This is a genomic window from Shimia sp. MIT910701 (genome assembly GCF_047126315.1).
GTDB lineage: Bacteria > Pseudomonadota > Alphaproteobacteria > Rhodobacterales > Rhodobacteraceae > Shimia.
The window spans coordinates 4498723-4519034 of sequence record NZ_CP138953.1; the positions used below are offsets into that span (position 1 = coordinate 4498723).

At 57.4% G+C, this 20312-nt stretch carries 13 protein-coding genes and 1 tRNA gene; 6 read left to right on the top strand and 8 right to left on the bottom strand.

Translation table 11 applies throughout. The annotated features are described in order from the left end of the window. Window positions 1-371: 371 nt before the first annotated feature. Together SIB38_RS22150 and SIB38_RS22155 are read left to right on the top strand one after the other, a co-directional pair. Window positions 372-1970 carry a phosphoenolpyruvate carboxykinase gene (locus SIB38_RS22150; protein ID WP_412551054.1) on the top strand — a complete coding sequence of 533 codons (1599 nt, stop codon included), beginning with the start codon at window positions 372-374 and terminating at the stop codon, window positions 1968-1970. Between the two features lie 215 nt (window positions 1971-2185). Then, window positions 2186-2262: transfer RNA gene (locus SIB38_RS22155), tRNA-Met, on the top strand. A gap of 116 nt (window positions 2263-2378) precedes the next feature. On the opposite strand, the gene SIB38_RS22160 is transcribed toward SIB38_RS22155, so the two are convergent. Further along, on the bottom strand, window positions 2379-5792 hold the full coding sequence (locus SIB38_RS22160; protein WP_294119489.1) for an indolepyruvate ferredoxin oxidoreductase family protein: 3414 nt from the start codon (window positions 5790-5792) through the stop codon (window positions 2379-2381). A 127-nt stretch (window positions 5793-5919) separates the two neighbouring features. Here SIB38_RS22160 and SIB38_RS22165 point away from each other — a divergent pair, with 127 nt between their 5' ends. Both SIB38_RS22165 and aroQ read left to right on the top strand, forming a co-directional pair. Next, window positions 5920-6360 carry an Lrp/AsnC family transcriptional regulator gene (locus tag SIB38_RS22165; protein ID WP_294119491.1) on the top strand — a complete coding sequence of 147 codons (441 nt, stop codon included), beginning with the start codon at window positions 5920-5922 and terminating at the stop codon, window positions 6358-6360. Between the two features lie 62 nt (window positions 6361-6422). Further along, window positions 6423-6860 (top strand): type II 3-dehydroquinate dehydratase, encoded by a 438-nt coding sequence (gene aroQ / locus SIB38_RS22170; RefSeq protein ID WP_294119492.1) that lies wholly within the window; start codon window positions 6423-6425, stop codon window positions 6858-6860. A gap of 56 nt (window positions 6861-6916) precedes the next feature. Here aroQ and SIB38_RS22175 read toward each other — a convergent pair whose 3' ends face one another. Next, on the bottom strand, window positions 6917-9271 hold the full coding sequence (locus SIB38_RS22175) for a Tex family protein (protein ID WP_412551055.1): 2355 nt from the start codon (window positions 9269-9271) through the stop codon (window positions 6917-6919). Window positions 9272-9578: 307 nt separating this feature from the next. On the opposite strand from SIB38_RS22175, the gene SIB38_RS22180 reads away from it, so the two are divergent. Next, the gene (locus SIB38_RS22180) at window positions 9579-9926 is read left to right on the top strand and encodes a cupin domain-containing protein (protein ID WP_412551056.1); all 348 of its coding nucleotides are present in this window, start codon (window positions 9579-9581) and stop codon (window positions 9924-9926) included. Window positions 9927-9967: 41 nt separating this feature from the next. Here the strand turns inward: SIB38_RS22180 and hisG are convergent, their stop codons facing one another. From hisG to SIB38_RS22200, 4 genes are all read right to left on the bottom strand, one after another. Continuing rightward, window positions 9968-10666 carry an ATP phosphoribosyltransferase gene (gene hisG / locus SIB38_RS22185; protein WP_294119497.1) on the bottom strand — a complete coding sequence of 233 codons (699 nt, stop codon included), beginning with the start codon at window positions 10664-10666 and terminating at the stop codon, window positions 9968-9970. Next, on the bottom strand, window positions 10663-11748 hold the full coding sequence (locus SIB38_RS22190; RefSeq protein ID WP_294119499.1) for an ATP phosphoribosyltransferase regulatory subunit: 1086 nt from the start codon (window positions 11746-11748) through the stop codon (window positions 10663-10665). Before SIB38_RS22190 ends, hisG begins: the two co-directional genes overlap by 4 nt. A gap of 8 nt (window positions 11749-11756) precedes the next feature. Continuing rightward, window positions 11757-13250 (bottom strand): histidine--tRNA ligase, encoded by a 1494-nt coding sequence (hisS, locus tag SIB38_RS22195; protein ID WP_412551057.1) that lies wholly within the window; start codon window positions 13248-13250, stop codon window positions 11757-11759. A 164-nt stretch (window positions 13251-13414) separates the two neighbouring features. Beyond that, complete coding sequence (locus SIB38_RS22200; protein WP_294119503.1) at window positions 13415-14233, bottom strand: sulfotransferase family protein; 819 nt, start codon at window positions 14231-14233, stop codon at window positions 13415-13417. Window positions 14234-14381: 148 nt separating this feature from the next. Here SIB38_RS22200 and SIB38_RS22205 point away from each other — a divergent pair, with 148 nt between their 5' ends. Next, window positions 14382-15959: a DUF5928 domain-containing protein gene (locus SIB38_RS22205; RefSeq protein ID WP_294119504.1), complete on the top strand. Its 1578-nt coding sequence runs from the start codon at window positions 14382-14384 to the stop codon at window positions 15957-15959. Between the two features lie 10 nt (window positions 15960-15969). On the opposite strand, the gene SIB38_RS22210 is transcribed toward SIB38_RS22205, so the two are convergent. Together SIB38_RS22210 and SIB38_RS22215 are read right to left on the bottom strand one after the other, a co-directional pair. Beyond that, a complete protein-coding gene (locus SIB38_RS22210) occupies window positions 15970-16608 on the bottom strand; it encodes a hypothetical protein (protein ID WP_294119505.1) in 639 nt (212 codons plus the stop codon). Between the two features lie 94 nt (window positions 16609-16702). Next, complete coding sequence (locus tag SIB38_RS22215) at window positions 16703-20296, bottom strand: hydantoinase B/oxoprolinase family protein (protein WP_412551058.1); 3594 nt, start codon at window positions 20294-20296, stop codon at window positions 16703-16705. Window positions 20297-20312: the final 16 nt, after the last annotated feature.

The following is a 20312-nucleotide window of genomic DNA, read 5'->3' on the forward strand; positions in this document are numbered from 1 at the left end:
GATCGGTCCTTATTACTGCTCTTATTATGTCTGTTTTTTGCGGCATTATGCGCAATTCAGACTGGGGCAATCAACGTAAAAGTGCGATTCGGGTAACAAACCGGACTTATTTGGCCAGAAATTCCTTGAGCAATGGCTAAATTGTCTCACTTTTGGCGACAATCGCAGCACGCCCTTTCCTATCGGAACACTTGATTGCGCTAACCTGCATTTGGTTGCGCTAACTGCGCCAAACCGTCCTGTTCTTATCAATAATTGGCATGTTATGAGGCCCATGTCGCACTTCGGGGTGTTTTGACGCGCAAGAATATTTCGCCCCGAGGACTTTCAAGGACCGCCGCAACAGGACACGCGGCTACAGGAGTAAGATAATGACATTTGGACGGGTAAACCCGCAATTCCGCCTGCAAGATCAAGGGATCGAAGGTCTGGGAAATGTCTATTACAACTTTATTGAGCCTGCCCTCATCGAGTCCGCGCTGAAGCGCGGAGAGGGCACTCTGGGCAACGGCGGCACCTTTTTAGTGAGCACCGGCGAATTCACCGGCCGGTCTCCTAAAGACAAGTTCACCGTCCGTACCCCGATGACTGAGGACACCATTTGGTGGGAAAATAACGCCCCGATGGAGTCCGACGCCTTTGATCGCCTGCATGCCGATATGTTGGAGCACATGAAAGGCCGCGACTACTTTGTACAGGACCTGACCGCAGGTGCAGATCCGACGCACGCCATCAATGTTCGTGTTGTGAACGAACTGGCGTGGCACAACCTCTTTATTCGTCACCTGCTGCGCCGCCCGGATCGTAACGCACTGGACAGCTTCGTGGCGGATTACACCATTATCAACTGCCCAAGCTTCAAGGCAGATCCTGCGAAGCACGGATGCCGGACCGAAACTGTGATTGCTGTGAACATCGAGAAAAAGATGATCCTGATCGGCAACACTGAGTACGCCGGCGAAAATAAGAAGTCTGTCTTTGGCCTGCTGAACTACTTGCTGCCGGAAAAAGGCATCATGCCGATGCACTGCTCCGCCAACCACGCTAAGGACAACCCTGTCGACAGCGCTGTGTTCTTCGGCTTGTCCGGCACCGGCAAAACCACGCTGTCCGCTGACCCGAACCGCACTCTGATTGGTGATGACGAACACGGCTGGTCCGATCGCGGCACCTTCAACTTCGAAGGCGGCTGCTACGCAAAGACCATCGGCCTGAACCCGGAAGCCGAACCGGAAATCTACGCCACCACAAAGATGTTCGGCACCGTCATTGAGAACATGGTTTTCGACGAAGAAACCAAAGAGCTCGACTTTGAGAACAAAAGCCTCACCGAGAACATGCGCTGTGCGTACCCGCTGGATTCGATCCCGAATGCATCGGACAATGGCCTTGGTGGTCACCCTAAAAACGTGATCATGCTGACATGCGACGCCTTTGGTGTGCTGCCGCCAGTGGCCCGTCTGACACCAGCGCAAGCAGAGTACCACTTCCTGTCCGGCTTCACCGCCAAAATGGCAGGCACCGAGCGCGGCCTGACGGAGCCAACGCCAGCCTTCTCCACCTGCTTTGGCGCGCCGTTTATGCCGCGTCGCCCTGAAGTTTATGGCGCACTGCTGCGTAAGAAGATCGCTGAGTTTGGCACCACATGCTGGTTGGTGAACACCGGCTGGACCGGCGGCGCTTACGGCACCGGCTCTCGCATGCCGATCAAAGCCACCCGCGCGCTGCTCACTGCGGCCTTGGATGGCTCGTTGAACCACGTGGAATTCCGCAAGGATGCCAATTTTGGCTTCGAAGTTCCGGTCTCTGTGCCAGACGTAGACGACACCCTGCTGGATCCACGCGGCACATGGGCAGACAAAGACGCCTATGATGCGCAGGCCACCAAGTTGGTCGGGATGTTTGCTGACAATTTCGAGCAATACCTGCCCCATATCGACGCTGACGTGAAAGCAGCGGCTATCGGTTAAAAGCTCTAAGCGCCATTTTTTTGAAAGCCCCGACAGCCGTCGGGGCTTTTCTTTTGCCGTGCAGATTGATGCGCGCTCACGCCCAAAAGCCTTAAGTCCATTGCCGTCGCGCTTTCGTTTTTGACGCAAGCTTCAAGAAACAAAAAACCTGCTCTTTTGATGCGATTTCTCTCTTGACCCCACCCCAGGAAGAGCCTAAATCGCACCTCACTTACGGCGGTATAGCTCAGTTGGTTAGAGCAGCGGAATCATAATCCGCGTGTCCGGGGTTCAAGTCCCTGTACCGCCACCAAGAATTCCAAAGCCCGGATGGATCGCCATCCGGGCTTCATTTTTTGTACATGCGCACACGAAAAAAGGCGGCGGACATTTCTGCCTCACCGCCTGCCTATTTCAGTCGAGCCGCTCTCAGACTTTCGCCGACAACATGGTTTCCAGCATCATAGCACTCTTGCGTACGCCCTCCGCGGTTTCCTCGCGCACAATGCCATAGCCGCGAATTTCCTTCGGCGCAGTCAAAAGCGCCCAGCACGTGTCGCGGTCCTTTTCGCTGTATCCGCGCTCGACGAGATCCAATACGCACTCAAACCACTCAAGCAGCTCCTGATCCAGTTTTCGGTCCGCACTGAAACGGAGCGGATCCAGGAACGACCCACGCAACCCACGCGCCTTGGAAAGCGCCCCTAGCAGGGGCTGCATCCATGGCCCCAGCTTGACCTTTTTAGGACGCCCTAGTGCATCACGGCCCAAAGGCAGCATCGGGGGCGCCATATGGTAGTTCACTTTGAAGTCACCTTCGAACTCCTCGTTCAAGCGAGTGGCGAACGCTGCATTCATATGAAGGCGCGCAACTTCGTACTCGTCTTTGTAGGCCATGAGCTTAAACAGAGACTTTGCCGCCTCAATCAGCAGATCCTCTGGCAGCACTTGTGCCAGTTTCTTCATGCGGGCCTCAAACCGCGCGGCATATTTGGCATTTTGGTAGTCGGCCAAAAACGCACCCCGCTTGGCAATCAAGGTGTCCGCCGTTTCCGCAACACGGGGCTTTTCCAGCGGGATGGCCTCAGGATCATGTGCCAAAACACGGCCTATATCGAAAGCCTTGGCATTTTTCTCCACAGCAACACCATTGAGCAGGATTGCCTGCTTCAAGGCCACTTCACTCACTGGCACCAATCCCCGCTGATACGCAAATCCAAGCATCATCACGTTGGCAAACACGCTGTCGCCCATGACCTTTTCAGCCATTTTGTTCGCGTCCAGCGCGCGCACATTGTCGGTGCCCACTGCTTTGCGAATGACCTCTTCTCGCACGCCCACTTTCAGGTCGGCGTCTCGGTTCAGGACCAGATCACCGGTTGGCATCTCTGCGGTGTTGAGCACCACCTGCGCGCCTTTGCGATAATGCACACTGGCTTTGGGCGCAGAGCTCACAACCACATCACAGCCGATAACAGCATCAGCCGCGCCGCTTTCAATACGCACCTGGTTGACTGCAGCAGGGCTCGTTCCGAGACGGATATAGCTCAGCACTGTGCCAAATTTCTGCGCGAAACCAGTGAAGTCGAGCACCGAACTGCCCAGCCCTTCCAGATGCGCTGCCATGGTGATCAAAGCGCCGACGGTCACAACCCCTGTGCCGCCTACACCGGTCACCAGAAGGTCAAATGGCTTGTCCAGAGAAGGTACGCTGGGCGTGGGGACGTTAGACAGCAGGCCAGCGACATCGACATTCGCGCCATCCTTTTTGCGCCGCTTGGCGCCGGTCACAGTCACAAAGCTTGGGCAAAACCCGTCCACGCAGGAGAAATCCTTGTTACAGGTGCTCAGGTTGATCTTCCGCTTGCGCCCAAACTCGGTCTCTACCGGCTCCACGCTCAAACAATTGGACGCTTTGGAACAGTCACCGCAGCCCTCACAAACCAACTCGTTGATGAAGGCAAACGTATCGGGGTCTTCCATCTTTCCGCGTTTACGTCGGCGACGCTTTTCCGTGGCGCAGGTTTGCTCGTATATAAGCAGGGTCACGCCTTCGATGTTACGCAGTTCGCGCTGCACGGGATCCATATCCCTGCGATCGTGGAAGGACGTGTCGGGCGGGAAATCCGCTTTGGAAAACTTGGAGATGTCGTCACTGACCAAGGCGATCCGTGCAACACCTTCGGCGCGCGCATTCCAGGCGATGCCGTGTACTGACACCGGACCGTCCACAGGCTGGCCTCCTGTCATGGCAACCGCATCATTGAACAACACTTTGTACGTGATGTTAGCCTTGGCGGCGACAGCTTGACGGATCGCCAGGGAGCCCGAGTGATACCATGTGCCTTCTCCAAGGTTCTGGAAGATGTGTTTGTTGCCGTTGTACTTTTGCGCAACCGCCACAGGCACGCCCTCGCCGCCCATCTGGGCATAGCCGCCCGTCTCCCGGTTCATCCAGCTGGCCATAACGTGGCAGCCAATGCCGCTCATGGCTTTGGAGCCATCCGGCAGCTTGGTGGATGTGTTGTGCGGGCAACCGGAACAGAAATATGGCGTGCGGTTTGCTCCCGAAACATTCAATACAGGCGGCTTTTCCTCGGTGAGCGCTGCGGCCTTCTCAAGCAGACCTTCATCTGGGAAAAGACGCGCCAGACGTTCGGCCACCACCGGCACCAGCATCTTTGGAGAGAGCTCCCCAGTCCAGGGCAAGAGCGGATCGCCAACGGCGCGGTGTTTGCCGACCATCTTCTCCGGTTTATCACCAGGCCAATCGTAGAAGTATTCCTTGAACTGGCTCTCAATGATGCCGCGCTTTTCCTCTACCACCAACACCTCGGTCTTGCCGCGCACAAAGGCCAGTGCATCGCGGCGCGCCAGTGGCCAAACCATGCCAACCTTATAGATGTCGATACCAAGGCGACGACAAGCCGCCTCGTCGAGCCCCAAGAGACGCAGCGCCTCCATCAAGTCCAAATGGCCCTTGCCTGTGGTCACGAACCCGAACGTAGCCTCCGGAATGTCATAGATACGCTGGTCAATTGGGTTCGCTTCAACAAAAGCCTCAACGGCACGCAGCTTGTGCCCAATTCGGGTCTCGATTTCAGGGCTGGGCAGATCACTCGGGCGCACGTGCACGCCGCCCGCTGGCATGTCGAAATCTGGCGTTACGAACTTGCGGTCAGCTTGCAACTCCACAGACCGGCCTGACTCGACCGTCTCAGAAATCGCCTTAAAGCCAACCCAGGTGCCACTAAATCGGCTGAGCGCAATGCCGTATTCGCCAAAGGCAAGGTATTCGTCCACGCTCGCCGGGTTCAGCGTTGGCATAAACCAAGACATGAAGGCCACATCCGATTGATGCGGCATCGAGGAGCTGACACATCCGTGGTCGTCACCCGCCACAACCAGCACTCCACCTTTGGGGGAAGAACCATAGGCGTTGCCGTGTTTGAGCGCGTCGCCAGAGCGATCAACGCCTGGGCCTTTGCCGTACCACATGGAGAACAGCCCCTCGACGTCGCAATTCGGGTCCAGCGTGGCTTGCTGGGCTCCCAAAACGGCTGTGGCGCCAAGGTCTTCATTCACGGCGGGCATGAAGGTGATGTTTTGCTCTTTGGTGCGATCGCGCTCCCGCCAGAACTCCAAATCCAACCCGCCCAAAGGAGAACCACGATACCCGGACACAAAGCCACCGGTGTTGAGCCCGGCGTCGCGGTCGCGCCGCGCCTGATCGAACATGATCCGCACAAGGGCTTGCGTGCCGGTCAGAAACACCCGCCCCTCTGTTTGGTCATACCGATCCGATAGGGCATAGCTTTGAAAATCGTGGCTGGCTTGGGTCATCGCGCGCTCCTCCTGAATTGTGGTATTTTCTCACATGACAGGCGGTTTCCCGTTTCAGTTCTCCTAGATTCTGACCGAATAACGAATTACTGTTTCGCATGGAGTCGGAGAATCGGAACTGAATGCCATGAATCTCGATTCGAAAGATCGCAAACTGCTCGCCCTGTTGGAAAAGAATTGCCGCCTATCCAATGCAGATTTGGCAGCCGAAGTAGGCATGTCGACCTCCGCGTGCTGGCGCCGCATTCGCGCCTTTGAAGAGGCCGGCTTGATCGAAGGATATGGCGCGCGCCTCAGCCAGGAAGAGCTCGGCTTCACGTTCCACGCCATTGTGCATGTTCAACTCACCCGCCACGATCCCGCGAACCTAAAACGCTTCATCGAAGCGGTGACCGCACGCGAGGAAATCCGCATGTGTTTTGCCACCACAGGCACCGCAGATTACCACATGCGCGTGCGCTGCACCGACATCGAGGCCTACAACCGCTTCCTCGAGGACTTCCTCTTCACCCTGCCTGCGGTAAGTTCGGCACAGACCAATGTTATCCTGCGCGATCTGAAGTCCTAATTCTTGCTACTGCACCAGATTTTCGGCTAGCTCAGGACCGACAACAGAAGTGAGCCTCTGCCATGAGCAAGACAATCTACATCCTGAACGGCCCGAACCTGAACCTTCTGGGGAAACGGCAGCCGGAGATTTATGGCCATGACACGCTCGCCGACGTAGAGGCCAACTGCGCGAAGGTTGGCCAGGAACTTGGCCTAGCGGTGAAGTTGATGCAGTCAAACCACGAAGGTGAAATTGTCGAGATGATCCACGACGCGCGCGGCGACGCCGCTGGCATCATTATCAATCCGGCCGCATACAGCCACACCTCTGTGGCCATTCTGGATGCGCTCAACACCTTTGATGGCCCCGTATTGGAAGTGCACATTTCCAACATCCACAAACGCGAAGAATTTCGCCATCACAGCTTTGTCTCTGCGCGCGCGGAAGGCGTGATCGCCGGATGTGGCGTGAACGGCTATGCACTTGCGATGCGCCATATGGGCACGCTGCTCAACTAAGCCAAACGCTCAAAGCGTACGAAAAAGGCTCGGACAAAACTGCCCGAGCCTCTCACTTATTTCTTCCGCATCGCATCCAGCAACGCCGCGCCCAGCGCTCCATTGCCGCCGTCCTGCTGTTTTGGCTTGGCGCTGTAGTTGCCACCACCGCCGCGCGGTCCTTTGCCTCGCGGGCCACCTCCAGGACCACCACGCCCCTTACTGCCAAATCCAGACCGCGCATTGCGATCTTCCTTGGCAGAGGCCCCGCCATCCTTACGCATCGACAAACCGATACGCTTGCGGGGAACATCCACTTCGGTGACCGCGACTTTCACCACATCTCCGGCCTTGACCACTTCATGCGGATCTTTCACAAACCGATCCGCCAACTGGCTCACATGCACCAATCCATCCTGATGCACGCCAACATCCACAAAAGCCCCGAAAGCCGCCACGTTTGTAACGGTCCCTTCCAAGGCCATGCCCGGCTTCAAGTCGGAGATTTCCTCAACCCCATCGGCAAAGGTCGCGGTCTTAAAGGAAGGCCGCGGATCGCGTCCCGGTTTTTCCAATTCGGAGAGGATATCCTGCACAGTTGGCAGACCAAATTGTTCAGAGACAAAATCCTCCGCGCGCAAACGCTTCAGCGCCGAACCATCGCCCATCAATGTGCGCACATCCCGCCCACAGGCTGACACGATTTTACGCGCCACGTCATAGGCTTCCGGGTGCACCGCACTGGCGTCCAGCGGCTCATCCCCTTCGTTGATGCGCAAGAACCCAGCGCATTGCTCAAACGCCGCGGGCCCCAGCCGTGTCACATCCAACAAAGCTTTGCGTGAGCCAAAGGCCCCGTTGGCATCGCGGTGCGCCACAATCGCCTCAGCCAAAGGTGGCCCAAGTCCTGACACATGCGCCAACAGCGGGGCGGAGGCCATGTTGAGATCCACCCCAACCGCGTTCACCGCATCTTCAACTACAGCTTCCAGAGACTTGCCCAGACGATGCTGGTCCACGTCGTGCTGATATTGGCCCACACCAATCGACTTGGGCTCAATCTTCACCAGTTCAGCAAGCGGATCCTGCAGGCGGCGTGCAATCGACACTGCACCGCGCAAAGACACGTCCAACTCCGGGAACTCCCGTGCTGCCAATTCACTGGCCGAATACACGGACGCGCCGGCTTCGCTCACCACAACTTTGGTGGGCACTTTCACGCCTTTAGGCAAAAGCTTCAGCGTTTCCCCCACCAGCTTTTCGCTCTCGCGGCTCGCTGTACCATTACCGATCGCGACCAACTCAACGCCGTGCTTGGCAATCAACGCCAAAAGGGTCGCCTCAGCACCACGCACATCATTCTTGGGCTGGAAGGGATAGATCGTTGCGGTGTCCAACAACTTGCCGGTGGCGTCTACCACTGCCACTTTGCAGCCGGTACGAATGCCTGGATCGAGTCCAAGTGTCGCTTTCGCGCCCGCCGGCGCCGCCAATAACAAGTCTTTGAGATTGCGTGCAAACACCTGAATCGCTTCTTCCTGCGCCCTCGCGCGCAGCTCCCCCATCAGGTCGACCGTCATGGTCAGACTCAGCTTCACTCGCCAGGTCCATCCGGCAATCTTGCGCAGCCATTCGTCGCCAGGCCCGTCGGTGCGAGTATCTAGATAGCTTGCGACCATCTCCTCGGCACGTTCCTTACCACCTTCAGGATCAGGCCCAATATCCAGCGTGATCACGCCTTCTTTGGACGCCCGCATCATCGCCAGCGCTCGGTGGCTTGGCACTTTCGACCACGGCTCAGAATGTTCAAAATAATCAGAGAACTTGGCGCCTGCCTGCTCCTGCCCAGCAATGACCTTGGCCGCCACAATTGCCTCATCCTGCAAGAACTTGCGCAACTCTCCCAACAGCGCCGCGTTTTCGGTCAGCCCTTCGGCAACAATATCCCGCGCGCCGTCAAGCGCTGCCTTCACATCCGCAACCGCCTCGGTCACGAAGCCCGCCGCCAGCGCTTCCGGGTCTTTGGAACGGTCTGCCAAAATAGCTTCCGCCAAAGACTCCAGCCCGTTCTCACGAGCAATCATCGCCTTCGTACGCCGTTTCGGTTTGTAAGGCAGGTAAATGTCTTCCAACGCCGCCTTGGTCTCAGCCCCGACAATCGCCTTGGCCAAGTCGTCGGTCATTTTGCCTTGCTCAGTGATCGAGGCTGCCACAGTCTCACGTCGTGCTTCGAGCTCACGCAAATAGGCCAGGCGATCCGCCAGTGTCCGCAGTTGCGTGTCGTCCAATCCGCCGGTGACCTCTTTCCGATAACGGGCCACAAACGGCACCGTTGCCCCCTCATCCAACAGTTTCACAGCGGCACCAACCTGATCGGGTTTGGCGGCAATCTCGCCTGCAATGGTGCGGAAAATGCGGGTGCTGGTGTCCACGGAAACTCTCTCCTGATCTGCCTTGGGATACCCTTCTTACCACCGTGCCCCGTCGCGCCAAGCGCCGAATGTGACCACGCGTAAAAACTTGCCGATGCCTAAATCCGTCTGCGCGAATTCGAACACAGCAGTATCTATACGCACCGAATTTAACAAACCTCCACAGTCGCATATTGCAAACAGACAAAGGAGACAGACGATGCCAATCACCCACACAGACTACAAATCCTCAGAAACCTTTGATTTCCTCGGTGCCATTACCCTGCGCATCTTGCTCACGGGTTAGGACACAGGCGGGGCACAGGAAGTGTTTGAAGACATCGTGCAACCGGGCGTCGGCCCCGGGCGTCACATTCACCACGACCAAGATGAAACCTTCTTTTTCTTAGAGGGCGACTTCATCGTCGAAATTGACGGTGTGGTGCAAGAGATGTCGCCAGGCGACGTCGCCTTTATCCCGCGCGGCAGCGTGCACGCCTTCAAAAACGTCGGCACCAACGAAGGACGGCTGCGCTACATTTTCTCGCCGGCACTGCAAATGGAAGCCATGTTCCGCGCCTTTCACAAAGCGGCGCAAGGCGGTGAAATCACCGAAATCCAAATGTCAGAAATTGCATCCGCCCATGGCCAGACCTTTGTCGGCCCGCCACTCTAAACGCATCGCCCCGGCTGCGCGCCGGGGCCATGTATTATGTGTTATCCATCGAGCCCAAGCTGCGCCAACAACGTCCCCATCACGACGCGCTCATCATCGTCCATGTCCGCTTTCCGACTTTTGAACAGGGTGGCTTGGGACTTCAGAACCAACGCGTCACTCAAAATCTTGAGGTGGTTGGCCCGCAGGGTATCACCAGTCGAGGTGATATCCGCCACGCCCTCAGCCGTCAGATTTTTGATGGTGCCTTCTGTGGCACCTTGGCTGTCGACCAATTGATAATCCGCAACACCGTTGTCCTGCAGAAACTCCCGAACCAAACGGTGATACTTGGTCGCAATCCGCAAGCGGAATCCGTGCGTGCGCCGGAACGCAGCCGCAGCAGCATCCAGGTCTTCCAACGAGTCCACATCAACCCAGCAACCGGGCACCGCGATGATCAGATCCGCATGCCCAAAGCCAAGCTCGGCTTTCTCTTGCACCTGTTGCTCCCACTGGCCCAGCTTTTCGCGGACCAAATCAGTGCCGGTCACACCCAAATGAATGCGACCCGCAGCCAACTCACGCGGGATTTCACCTGCTGACAGCAAGACCAGTTCAACACCCTCAACCCCCGCAACAGCGCCTGCATACTCGCGGTCCGACCCGGTCCGGCTCAGGGTCACCCCACGTGCGCCAAACCAATCAAAGGTCTTTTCCATCAGACGCCCTTTGGAGGGCACACCCAGTTTGATAGTCATGCCACATCCTCCAATTGCACCAAGATGCCGGGGCGAATGACACCACCAACCGCAGGGATTTCACGTCCTTGGCCAAGCACTTGCGTCAAGGCATCGTACCGCCCGCCCGTGGCCACCGGAGGCAAATCCGCGCGACCTGGCACATAAAAGCCAAAGACGAAGCCGTCGTAATATTCCATAGACGTGCGGCCGTAGCTGGCTTCAAACTCTAGGGATTCCACATCGACTCCACGCGCCTCCAGCGCATGCATGCGATCGCGCAAGCGAAAGGCAGCCTCGGTGATGGCAGGCATATCCACCGCCAAATCGCGGATGTGCTCCAATGCGTTAGGCAGAGTCTCACGCACATTCAGAAGCGCTTCGATCAATTCAACCTGCAACGGCGAAATCGGGTCGGCAGCGGCATCTGCGCGTAGCCCATCGATACGCTCAGCCACTTCGGCTTGCGACCGCAAGCCAATATCCGGATACTTATGCGCCATGGGATCGTCTGCCGCCAACAACGCAGCGCGGCTTGCAGGCATTTCCGCCTTGCCGGAGTAACGATCCAGAAGCGCCTTAAACTTGCGCGGCCGCCAGATATGACGCGCCAACGCACGCTTGCGGCGCTCGGTGGTTTCCAACCCGGCCACCGCCGCTGCCAGAATGCCAATATCTCCTGTCGCGGCCCGCAGTTCGACACCTTTCAGTGCCTCCTGCATCACAGCAAAGACTTCAGCATCGCTTGCGGCAGGGTTCTCGCGGTCAAAAACCTCATAGCCGACCTGCATATACTCATTTGCGCGGGTCTGGTCTTCTTCCTGTCGACGAAAGACTTCCCCCGCATAAGTGTAGCGCGCGGGTTCCGCACCATGCGCCATGTGCATCTGCACAACCGGCACCGTGAAATCGGGGCGCAGCATCTGCTCCCCGCGCAAGGCGTCAGTCGTCACATAGGCCCGCCCACGAATGTCCTCGCCATAAAGGTCGAGCAAGGCTTCCGCGGGTAGCAAAACTGGTGTTTCCACCGCCACAGCGCCAGCAGACTCAAAGCCGGAGGCCAAGGCAGCCGCCCGGGCTCGGATTTTTGCTTTTTCAGACATGGGTCCGATTATCCTTCGCTCTGGCTGGCCAGAATTTCACGCACCTTCGCGACCAACTCGCCACGTGGCACCTCAAACTGACTTGGGCGCTCTTTCCACTCTTCGTGCGTTGCCGTTTCTGCAATTTTGGCGCCGAGGATCAGATCCTTGATTTGAACCACACTACGGTCTTTCTCGTCACCGCCTTCGATCACAGCGACCGGCGAATTGCGTTTGTCCGCATATTTGAGCTGATTGCCAAAATTCCTCGGATTGCCAAGGTAGACTTCGGCGCGAATACCCGCGTTGCGCAGCTCTGCAACCATCGCCTGATAGTCCGCCATGCGGTCGCGATCCATCACGGTCACAACAACCGGTCCAACAGACGCGCCGCCCATGCGACCCTTCTCGCGCAGAGCCGCCAACAGGCGATCCACACCAATCGACAGGCCTGTCGCAGGAACAGCCTGACCGGTGAAACGTTTCACCAAGTCATCGTAACGGCCACCTCCGGACACGGAACCAAACTGACGCTTGCGGCCTTTTTCATCAAAGATTTCAAAGGTCAGCTCGGCTTCAAACACCGGCCCGGTATAGTAGCCCAGACCGCGCACGATGCTCGGATCAATCTCGATCCTGTCACTGCCATAGCCACCCGCAGCCAGCAGATCCCCGATCTGCTCCAGTTCAGCAATCCCTTCAGCCCCCACAGCAGAGGCGCCAACCGCCCCACGCAGGTTTTCAAAGGTCTTTGACACGTCGCCCGCTTTGGAGGTCAAAAACGCGATCACCGGCTCGATTTGGTCGTCGCTCAAACCAACGCCATCGATGTAGGCGCCAGAGGCATCCAAACGACCCTTACCGAGCAATTCGCGCGCGCCGCTCTCGCCCACCTTGTCGAACTTATCGATGGTGCGCAGCACGTTGTCTTTGGCCGCTTGATCTTCGCCAAGCCCCATAACTTCCAGCACGCCGTTCATGACTTTGCGGTTGTTCACACGCACAAGGAAATCCCCGCGCGGAATGCCGACGGTTTCCAACGTGTCCGCAAGCATCGCGCAAATCTCGGCATCCGCCGCCATAGACGCTGTGCCTACTGTATCCGCATCACATTGATAAAACTGACGGTACCGACCGGGCCCCGGCTTCTCATTGCGCCACACTGGCCCCATTGCGTACCGGCGATAGGGGTTGGGCAAATCATTGCGGTGCTGCGCATAAACACGCGCCAACGGCGCGGTCAGGTCGTAGCGCAACGCCATCCAGTCGCCGTTGTCTTTCTCGTCAAACTCCTGCCAGGCAAACACGCCTTCGTTGGGGCGATCCACGTCTGGCAGGAACTTTCCCAGCGCCTCAACGGTTTCCACCGCGCTGCTTTCCAACGCTTCAAAACCATAGCGATGATACACCCCAGCGATCTGATGCAGCATCTCGGTGCGCTCGGTCACCTCAACACCAAAATAGTCGCGGAAGCCCTTCGGCGTGATTGCCTTAGGACGTGGGGCTTTCTTCTGCTTGGCCATCGCTATGGTCCTTGTGAAATAATTACGTCAGTGCCTTTAGCGAATGGGGTGCCAATGGGCAAGGAGAGGCTCCTCTTGGCGACCAAAACGTCACACAAACATCAAAAAGCCGCGCTCGATCAAAAGCGCGGCCTCAAAAGGTTCAAAATCCAAATGTTTCTGACTTAATCGCCCAGCTTGGCGTGCACCTCATCCAGGTCAATTTCGCCAATTGGCATTTTGTTACCCGGGTTTTCGAAGTCATATTTGAACAGCTGGAAGTCGCGCTTGTAGATCTCATAGACCAGATGCATCGACAGATCGTCGAAGTAATCTTCCACCGGATGTGCCCGCTTTGGCCCATGCCCTTCGGACTCGTTGAACCGGGGAATTTGTGTCAGATCAACAACATGGGGTGTTTCGATATGGTCCAAAACGCCTTGCATCCCGTCGTTAAACTGCTCGGTCCAGAAGATTTTGTCGTAGGTGCCGCCGTTTACGATGAAGGTCGACACGTGGCCGGACATGGCGGACCAATGAATGTCGGGATCCATTGGTCGGCGCCAGCGGATGGTGTCGCGCGCAAACAACAAGAACCGGCGGAAACTTTGAATCTGGTCAAACTCCTGCTTGCCGTCATCGCCACCAACCTCAATCCCATATTTCTGGATCAGCATCGGCACAAGGTTACCACGGTAGCGTTTGCCGTTCCGCTGGATGCCGCAAATCTTGTCAAAGAATGAGGACAGGATCCGCGTGTATGGGTTACGCACACAGGTAAACGCATAGGACCGGTGCTCACGCACGTTATCGGTGATCGGCTGATGGCTTGCTTCAATAGCCCACTTGTGCATGCCACCTTTGGCGTCGTGGATATCGCCGTCAAAAAACTCGCCATGATCCGAGTAGAACATGATCTGACCGATGGTGGAGCATGCGCATTTTGGCACAACTCGATACACCACACTTTCGCTTTCCGTCATCCAAGTGCCGGGAAATCCCATGTTTCTGCCTCCATAGCCGCCGTGGTTATTGCTTTGGTCACGGTCTGAGCGCGTGTCAAAAAATTCCGAACAAAGCCTGTTTATTCAACGCGCTTTCATCTTTAAATGGATAAACACAGGACGTCAAAGTAGGGATCGAAGAAGCTAGATGGCGAGAATTGCTTACATTCTTCTGTGCCACAAGGATCCTGAGGCGATCATCAAGCAGGCAGAACGGCTTACCGCAACCGGGGATTATATCTCCATCCATTTTGATGCCCGCGCCAAACCAGAGCATTTTGCCTTGCTGCAAGAGGTGCTTGGCCCAAACCCAAACGTGGCGTTTTCTGAAAAGCGCATCAAATGCGGCTGGGGTGAATGGAGCCTGATAGAGGCCACGCTCTACGCAGTGCAAACCGCTGTTAAAAAATTCCCGCGCGCCTCGCACTTCTACATGCTGTCTGGCGACTGCATGGTGATCAAATCGTCGGAATACATCCACGAATTTCTTGATGACAATGATGTCGACTTCATTGAAAGCTTTGACTTTTTTGAGAGCGACTGGATCAAAACCGGTATGAAGTCAGAGCGGTTGATCTACCGCCATTGGTTCAATGAACGCACCCAAAAACGACGCTTTTATGCGACCTACAACTTGCAGAAAAAGCTTGGCCTGACGCGCGACATTCCTGCGGACATTCAAGTGATGATCGGCAGCCAATGGTGGTGCCTGCGTCGACAAACCATTGAAGCGGTTCTGCATTTCACAGAATCCCGCCGCGACGTGATGCGCTTTTTCCGCACAACCTGGATTCCGGACGAGACCTTTTTTCAGACCATCGTCCGACACTTGGTGCCCACCAATGAAATTCGCACGCGCACCCTAACGTTCCTAATGTTCACCGACTACGGAATGCCGCTGACATTTTACAACGATCACTACGACCTTCTGATCAGCCAAGACTATCTTTTTGCCCGAAAAATCAGCCCCGACGCTTTGGATCTCAAGGAGCGGTTGGGGCAACTTTACGCCGAAGAAGGTGTGAACTTCCAAATCTCAGCAGAAGGCCCAAGCCTATTCAAGTTTCTCACCGGACGCGGTCGGCAGGGCAAACGCTTTGCCAGCCGGTTCTGGGAAACTGAAAGTACGCTGGGGCGCGATCGCGAACTGATGCTGATCGTTTGCAAAAAATGGCATGTTGCCAAAAGGTTACTGGAAAAGATCGACCAAGTCACGGATCTTCCCACGATTGCCTATCTCTTTAACGAGGAAAGCACCCCGCTTCCCGACCTCGGCGGCATCCAATCGACCTTGAACAAACGCACACGACACCGTCGCGCACTGATGCGCATGCTGTTTGACTACTACGACACCAACCGCCTTGTGGTCTGTCTCGACCCCAGCGCCATGGACCTGATGCAGGACTTCTTTGGCGATCGTTCGACCACTAGAATGTTGGAAATACAGTGTGATTTCTCCGATGAGTATCTCACGGGCCATGCCATTCGCATTGGTTTGGCGGGAGAGCAAACCTCGCCGGAAACATTGGAACGGCTGCTGCCAACCATTCGGCGCGACATCCTGAGTGAGAGTGATCGTATTCGGGACGCGGAGTTTGAAAACGTAAACCGTATGGTGCAATCCGGCAGCGAAGAGGAACATGTGGCAGCAGTGATGAACTTCCTGCACATCTCAGAGGAACAAGCCCGCGACATCGCGCGGACTGAGTATCTTTTTGCCGACTGATTGAGCTGGTTTAGGCAGCCAATTTGGCTGCCAAAAGTTCCACACAGAGCCTGATCGCACGGGTGGATGTCGCAAGATCCATGGACGCGCCATACTCCTCCAAGCCGCTCTTTTCCGCAATATTTTCAGGCGACTGCGGAAGGTGCACAAACCCACTTCGCAGTGCAATTCCGCGCTGCGCCGCCATGTGCGCAAGCGTGTAGATCAGCTGATTACAGAGGTGTGTCCCAGCCGAAAATGACAGGGCGGCGGGGATGTGGTTGGCGCGGAGGTGGGTGACCATCTCGACGCATGGGAGGGTGGCGTTGTAGGCGGCGGGGCCGTTTTCGACGATCGGGGTGGCGCGGAGGTGGGCACCGGTGACGTCGGGCACGCTGAAATGGCGCCAGTTGATACCCACCATTTCCGGCTGCACCACCGCTGCGCCGGACACGCCAAGACCGATCCAACCGTCGGGTTGATGCGTATCCAGAAGGCGATTTATGTTATCCTGCAGGGCGTTAGTGTCGACATCCAGCTCAACCGCCACAAGATCGCAGCACTCAAACTCTTCTTGTCCAAGACGCGCCGCGACCAAAGCGGCTGGGTTGTTTTTGGCTTTGGCCCAGGAGCCGTATCCGGACACCAGGATGGTTGGCTTATGTGTCATTCTGCCTCTCAAAGGACGCCCCAAATGTACGAATTTGGGACGTCGGTATTACGTCTGTATCGCGACTGTATCACGGAGGTGCGTATTTTGGCGCTTAGAGCGCGCCAAAACCACCGCCACCGGGCGTTTTCATCACAAACACGTCGCCCACTTCAAGAGACGCCTGGTCGTTGCCTTTCAGCTCCAACACGGCGCCATCTGCGCGCACGACGCTGTTTTCCCCAACCGCGCCAGCTCCACCGCCTTGTGCGCCATGGGGTGGCACCACGCGATGCGAGGACAGTACAGTGACAGTCATTGGCTCGTTGAACCGCAAGCGGCGCACAATGCCGTTGCCGCCGGAGGTCTGCCCCTGCCCGCCGGACCTGTGGCGGATCGAAAACTCATCCACCCGCACCGGAAAACGGGTTTCCAGAACCTCGGGATCGGTCATCCGTGTGTTTGTCATGTGGCTGTGTACGGCGCTGGTGCCATCAAAGCCGTCGCCAGCGCCGGTGCCGCCACAGATGGTTTCGTAGTTCTGATGCGTGTCGTTGCCATAAACAAAGTTGTTCATGGTGCCTTGGCTGCCAGCAATCACGCCCAGCGCGCCGTAGAGCGTGTCACAGATCGCCTGACTGACTTCGGTGTTGCCGGAGATCACGGCCGCTGGATACTTCGGATTGATCATGCTGCCTTCGGGCACAATCAGGCTCAATGGCTTCAGACAGCCTTCGTTCATCGGGATGTCGCTGCCCACCATGGTGCGGAAGACATAGAGCACCACCGCTCGACAGATCGCCATGGGCGCGTTGTAGTTGAGCGGGCTTTGATCGGAGGTGCCGGTAAAGTCGATGGTGGCGCTGCGCGCAACCTTGTCGACGGAAATGGCCACCTCGATCTTGGCACCGTCGTCCAGCGGATAAGAGAAGCTGCAATCATGCAGCACATCGAGCACACGGCGCACGCTCTCTTCGGCGTTGTCCTGCACGTGGCCCATGTAAGCCTGCACCGTGCCGTGGCCGAATTGCGTGGTGATCTTGCGCAGCTCGGTTGCGCCGGTTTCGTTGGCCGCGATCTGTGCGGCGAGGTCGGCCATATTCTGATCGACGTTGCGACAAGGATATGGGCCTGACGCGAGCAGGTCTCGCGCGTCCTCTTCACGCAAAGTGCCGCGATCCACCAACAGGAAGTTGTCGATCACGATACCTTCTTCATCAATCGTGCGGCTGTCGGGCGGGGCGGAACCCGGGGTCTTGCCGCCAATGTCGGCGTGGTGGCCGCGAGACGCAACGGTGTAGAGGATGTTTTCCCCTGCCGCGTCAAACACAGGTGTGATGACGGTCACGTCCGGCAGGTGGGTGCCGCCGTTGAACGGGTTGTTCATCATGAACACGTCGCCGGGACGGATTTTGTCTGCGTTGGCGTGCAAAACGGTGCGTACGCTTTCGGACATGGAGCCAAGATGCACCGGCACGTGGGGCGCGTTGGCCACCAGATCGCCGTTTTGGTCAAAGATCGCACAGGAGAAATCATAACGCTCTTTGATGTTCACCGAATACGCGGTGTTGGCCAGAGTGGCGCCCATCTGTTCGGCAATCGACATAAAGAGGTTGTTGAACACCTCCAGCATGACCGGATCAACGGAAGTGCCAATCGCTTCTTTGCGGGCCAGAGGCACAATGCGTTTCAGCACGAGGTTGCCGCCCGCGGCACAGGTCGCCTGCCAGCCGTCTTCGATCATATTGGTGCCGGTGGTTTCGGTCAGGATCGCCGGGCCGGTCACGCTGTCGCCCACGGCCAATGTGGTTCGGTCAACCAACGGGATGTCCTGCCACGCGCCGTTCAGGTGGAACGGCACAGTGGCATCGGTCCGCGCGGCGCCAGCTGGGTTTGGCATGGTCACCGGCTCGCCGGTTTGGCCCACGGCCTCGGCCTCCAACACGTCGATGATCAGATCATCGGTGTCGGGTGCAAAGCCAAAACGTTGTTTGTGGGCGGTGACAAAGTCAGCACGCATTTTGTCCGCATTGCCAAACGCCACCGGCAGGCTCTGCTGTGCGCCCTGCGGGCGGATGTGGGCGCGTTGTTCCACGATGATGTCAGCCTCGGCCACACCCTGACTGGCGACCTCGGCTCGGGCGGCGGCGGCAATATCGGCCAACTGCGCCGCGGCGTTGCTGTCTTCCAGCGCGCAGCCCAGTTGCGCCTCACGCATGGCGCGGATGTCGGCCAGCCCCATGCCAAAGGCAGAGAGCACGCCGGCAAAGGGGTGGATGAAGATGCTTTCCATGCCCAGCGCATCGGCCACCAGACAGGCGTGTTGACCGCCAGCGCCACCAAAGCAGTTCATGGTGTAGCGGGTCACGTCATAGCCACGCTGCACAGAGATTTTCTTGATCGCGTTGGCCATGTTTTCCACGGCGATACGCAGGAAGCCTTCGGCCAGGTCTTCCACCGATTTGTCGGTGCCAATTTCGGCCTTCAGCGCTTCGAACTTGGCGCGCACGGCGTCCGCATCCAGCGGCAGGTCGCCGTTGGGGCCAAAAACGTGCGGGAAGTGATCGGGGTGCAGTTTGCCCAGCAAGACGTTGCAATCGGTGACCGTGAGTGGACCGCCCCGGCGGTAGGCGCAGGGTCCGGGATTTGCTCCGGCGCTTTCTGGACCCACCTGCATACGACCGTCGCGGTAAGTGAGGATCGAGCCGCCGCCTGCCGCCACCGTATGGATCGACATCATGGGCGCGCGCATACGCACACCGGCGACTTCGGTTTCAAAGGAGCGTTCGTATTCGCCCGCGTAGTGGCAGACGTCGGTGGAGGTGCCGCCCATGTCAAAGCCGATGAGTTTGTTAAAACCTAGTTCGGCCGCAGAGCGCACCATGCCGACAACGCCGCCGGCGGGACCGGACAAAATAGCGTCGCGGCCCTGAAACAGGCTTGCGTCAGTCAGGCCACCGTTGGACTGCATGAACATCAGACGGTCACAGCCGCCTTGGTCGGTACCCAGCGCATCGGCGACCTGATCCACATAGCGGCGCAGGATCGGCGAGAGGTAGGCGTCCACCACAGCGGTGTCGCCGCGACCCACCAGCTTGATCAGCGGGCTGGCCTCGTGGCTAAGTGAGATTTGAGAGAAGCCGATCTCCTCAGCCAGTTTGCCAAGACGCTGTTCGTGATCCGGGAAGCGGTAGGCGTGCATGAGGGCGATGGCCACAGAGCGGAAGCCTTTGGCGTGGGCCTCGGCCAGCGCGGCGCGGGCAGCGCTTTCGTCCAGTTCGGTGATGATGTTGCCGTCCGCATCCAGACGTTCGTCAATTTCGATGACCTCATCATAGAGGAGTTCCGGCAGTTGGATGTCGAGGTCAAAAAGTTTCGGGCGATTCTGGTACCCGATCCGCAGCAAATCGCGCAGGCCTTTGGTGATCAGCAGCACCACCGGCTCGCCCTTGCGTTCCAAAAGTGCGTTGGTCGCAACCGTGGTGCCCATTTTTACAGCAGCGATTTTACCTTCGGGAATCGCTGTGTCGGCGTCCAGTTTCAGCAGCGTACGAATGCCATGCACCGCCGCGTCCCGATAGATTTCCGGGTTTTCGGACAAGAGCTTATGGCTGTGCAGCGCACCGTCCGGGGCCTTGGCCACGATGTCCGTGAACGTGCCGCCACGGTCGACCCAAAACTGCCACTTCTCTGCTGGTTGCGTGGACATGCCGTTCTCCTCGAAT

What these genes read in the sequence shown, in the direction of transcription:
- SIB38_RS22150 (WP_412551054.1), top strand. Translation starts at nt 372, where the DNA reads ATGACATTTGGACGGGTAAACCCGCAATTCCGCCTGCAAGATCAAGGG.
- SIB38_RS22160 (WP_294119489.1), bottom strand. Translation starts at nt 5,792, where the DNA reads ATGACCCAAGCCAGCCACGATTTTCAAAGCTATGCCCTATCGGATCGG.
- SIB38_RS22165 (WP_294119491.1), top strand. Translation starts at nt 5,920, where the DNA reads ATGAATCTCGATTCGAAAGATCGCAAACTGCTCGCCCTGTTGGAAAAG.
- aroQ (WP_294119492.1), top strand. Translation starts at nt 6,423, where the DNA reads ATGAGCAAGACAATCTACATCCTGAACGGCCCGAACCTGAACCTTCTG.
- hisG (WP_294119497.1), bottom strand. Translation starts at nt 10,666, where the DNA reads ATGACTATCAAACTGGGTGTGCCCTCCAAAGGGCGTCTGATGGAAAAG.
- SIB38_RS22190 (WP_294119499.1), bottom strand. Translation starts at nt 11,748, where the DNA reads ATGTCTGAAAAAGCAAAAATCCGAGCCCGGGCGGCTGCCTTGGCCTCC.
- hisS (WP_412551057.1), bottom strand. Translation starts at nt 13,250, where the DNA reads ATGGCCAAGCAGAAGAAAGCCCCACGTCCTAAGGCAATCACGCCGAAG.
- SIB38_RS22200 (WP_294119503.1), bottom strand. Translation starts at nt 14,233, where the DNA reads ATGGGATTTCCCGGCACTTGGATGACGGAAAGCGAAAGTGTGGTGTAT.
- SIB38_RS22205 (WP_294119504.1), top strand. Translation starts at nt 14,382, where the DNA reads ATGGCGAGAATTGCTTACATTCTTCTGTGCCACAAGGATCCTGAGGCG.
- SIB38_RS22210 (WP_294119505.1), bottom strand. Translation starts at nt 16,608, where the DNA reads ATGACACATAAGCCAACCATCCTGGTGTCCGGATACGGCTCCTGGGCC.
- SIB38_RS22215 (WP_412551058.1), bottom strand. Translation starts at nt 20,296, where the DNA reads ATGTCCACGCAACCAGCAGAGAAGTGGCAGTTTTGGGTCGACCGTGGC.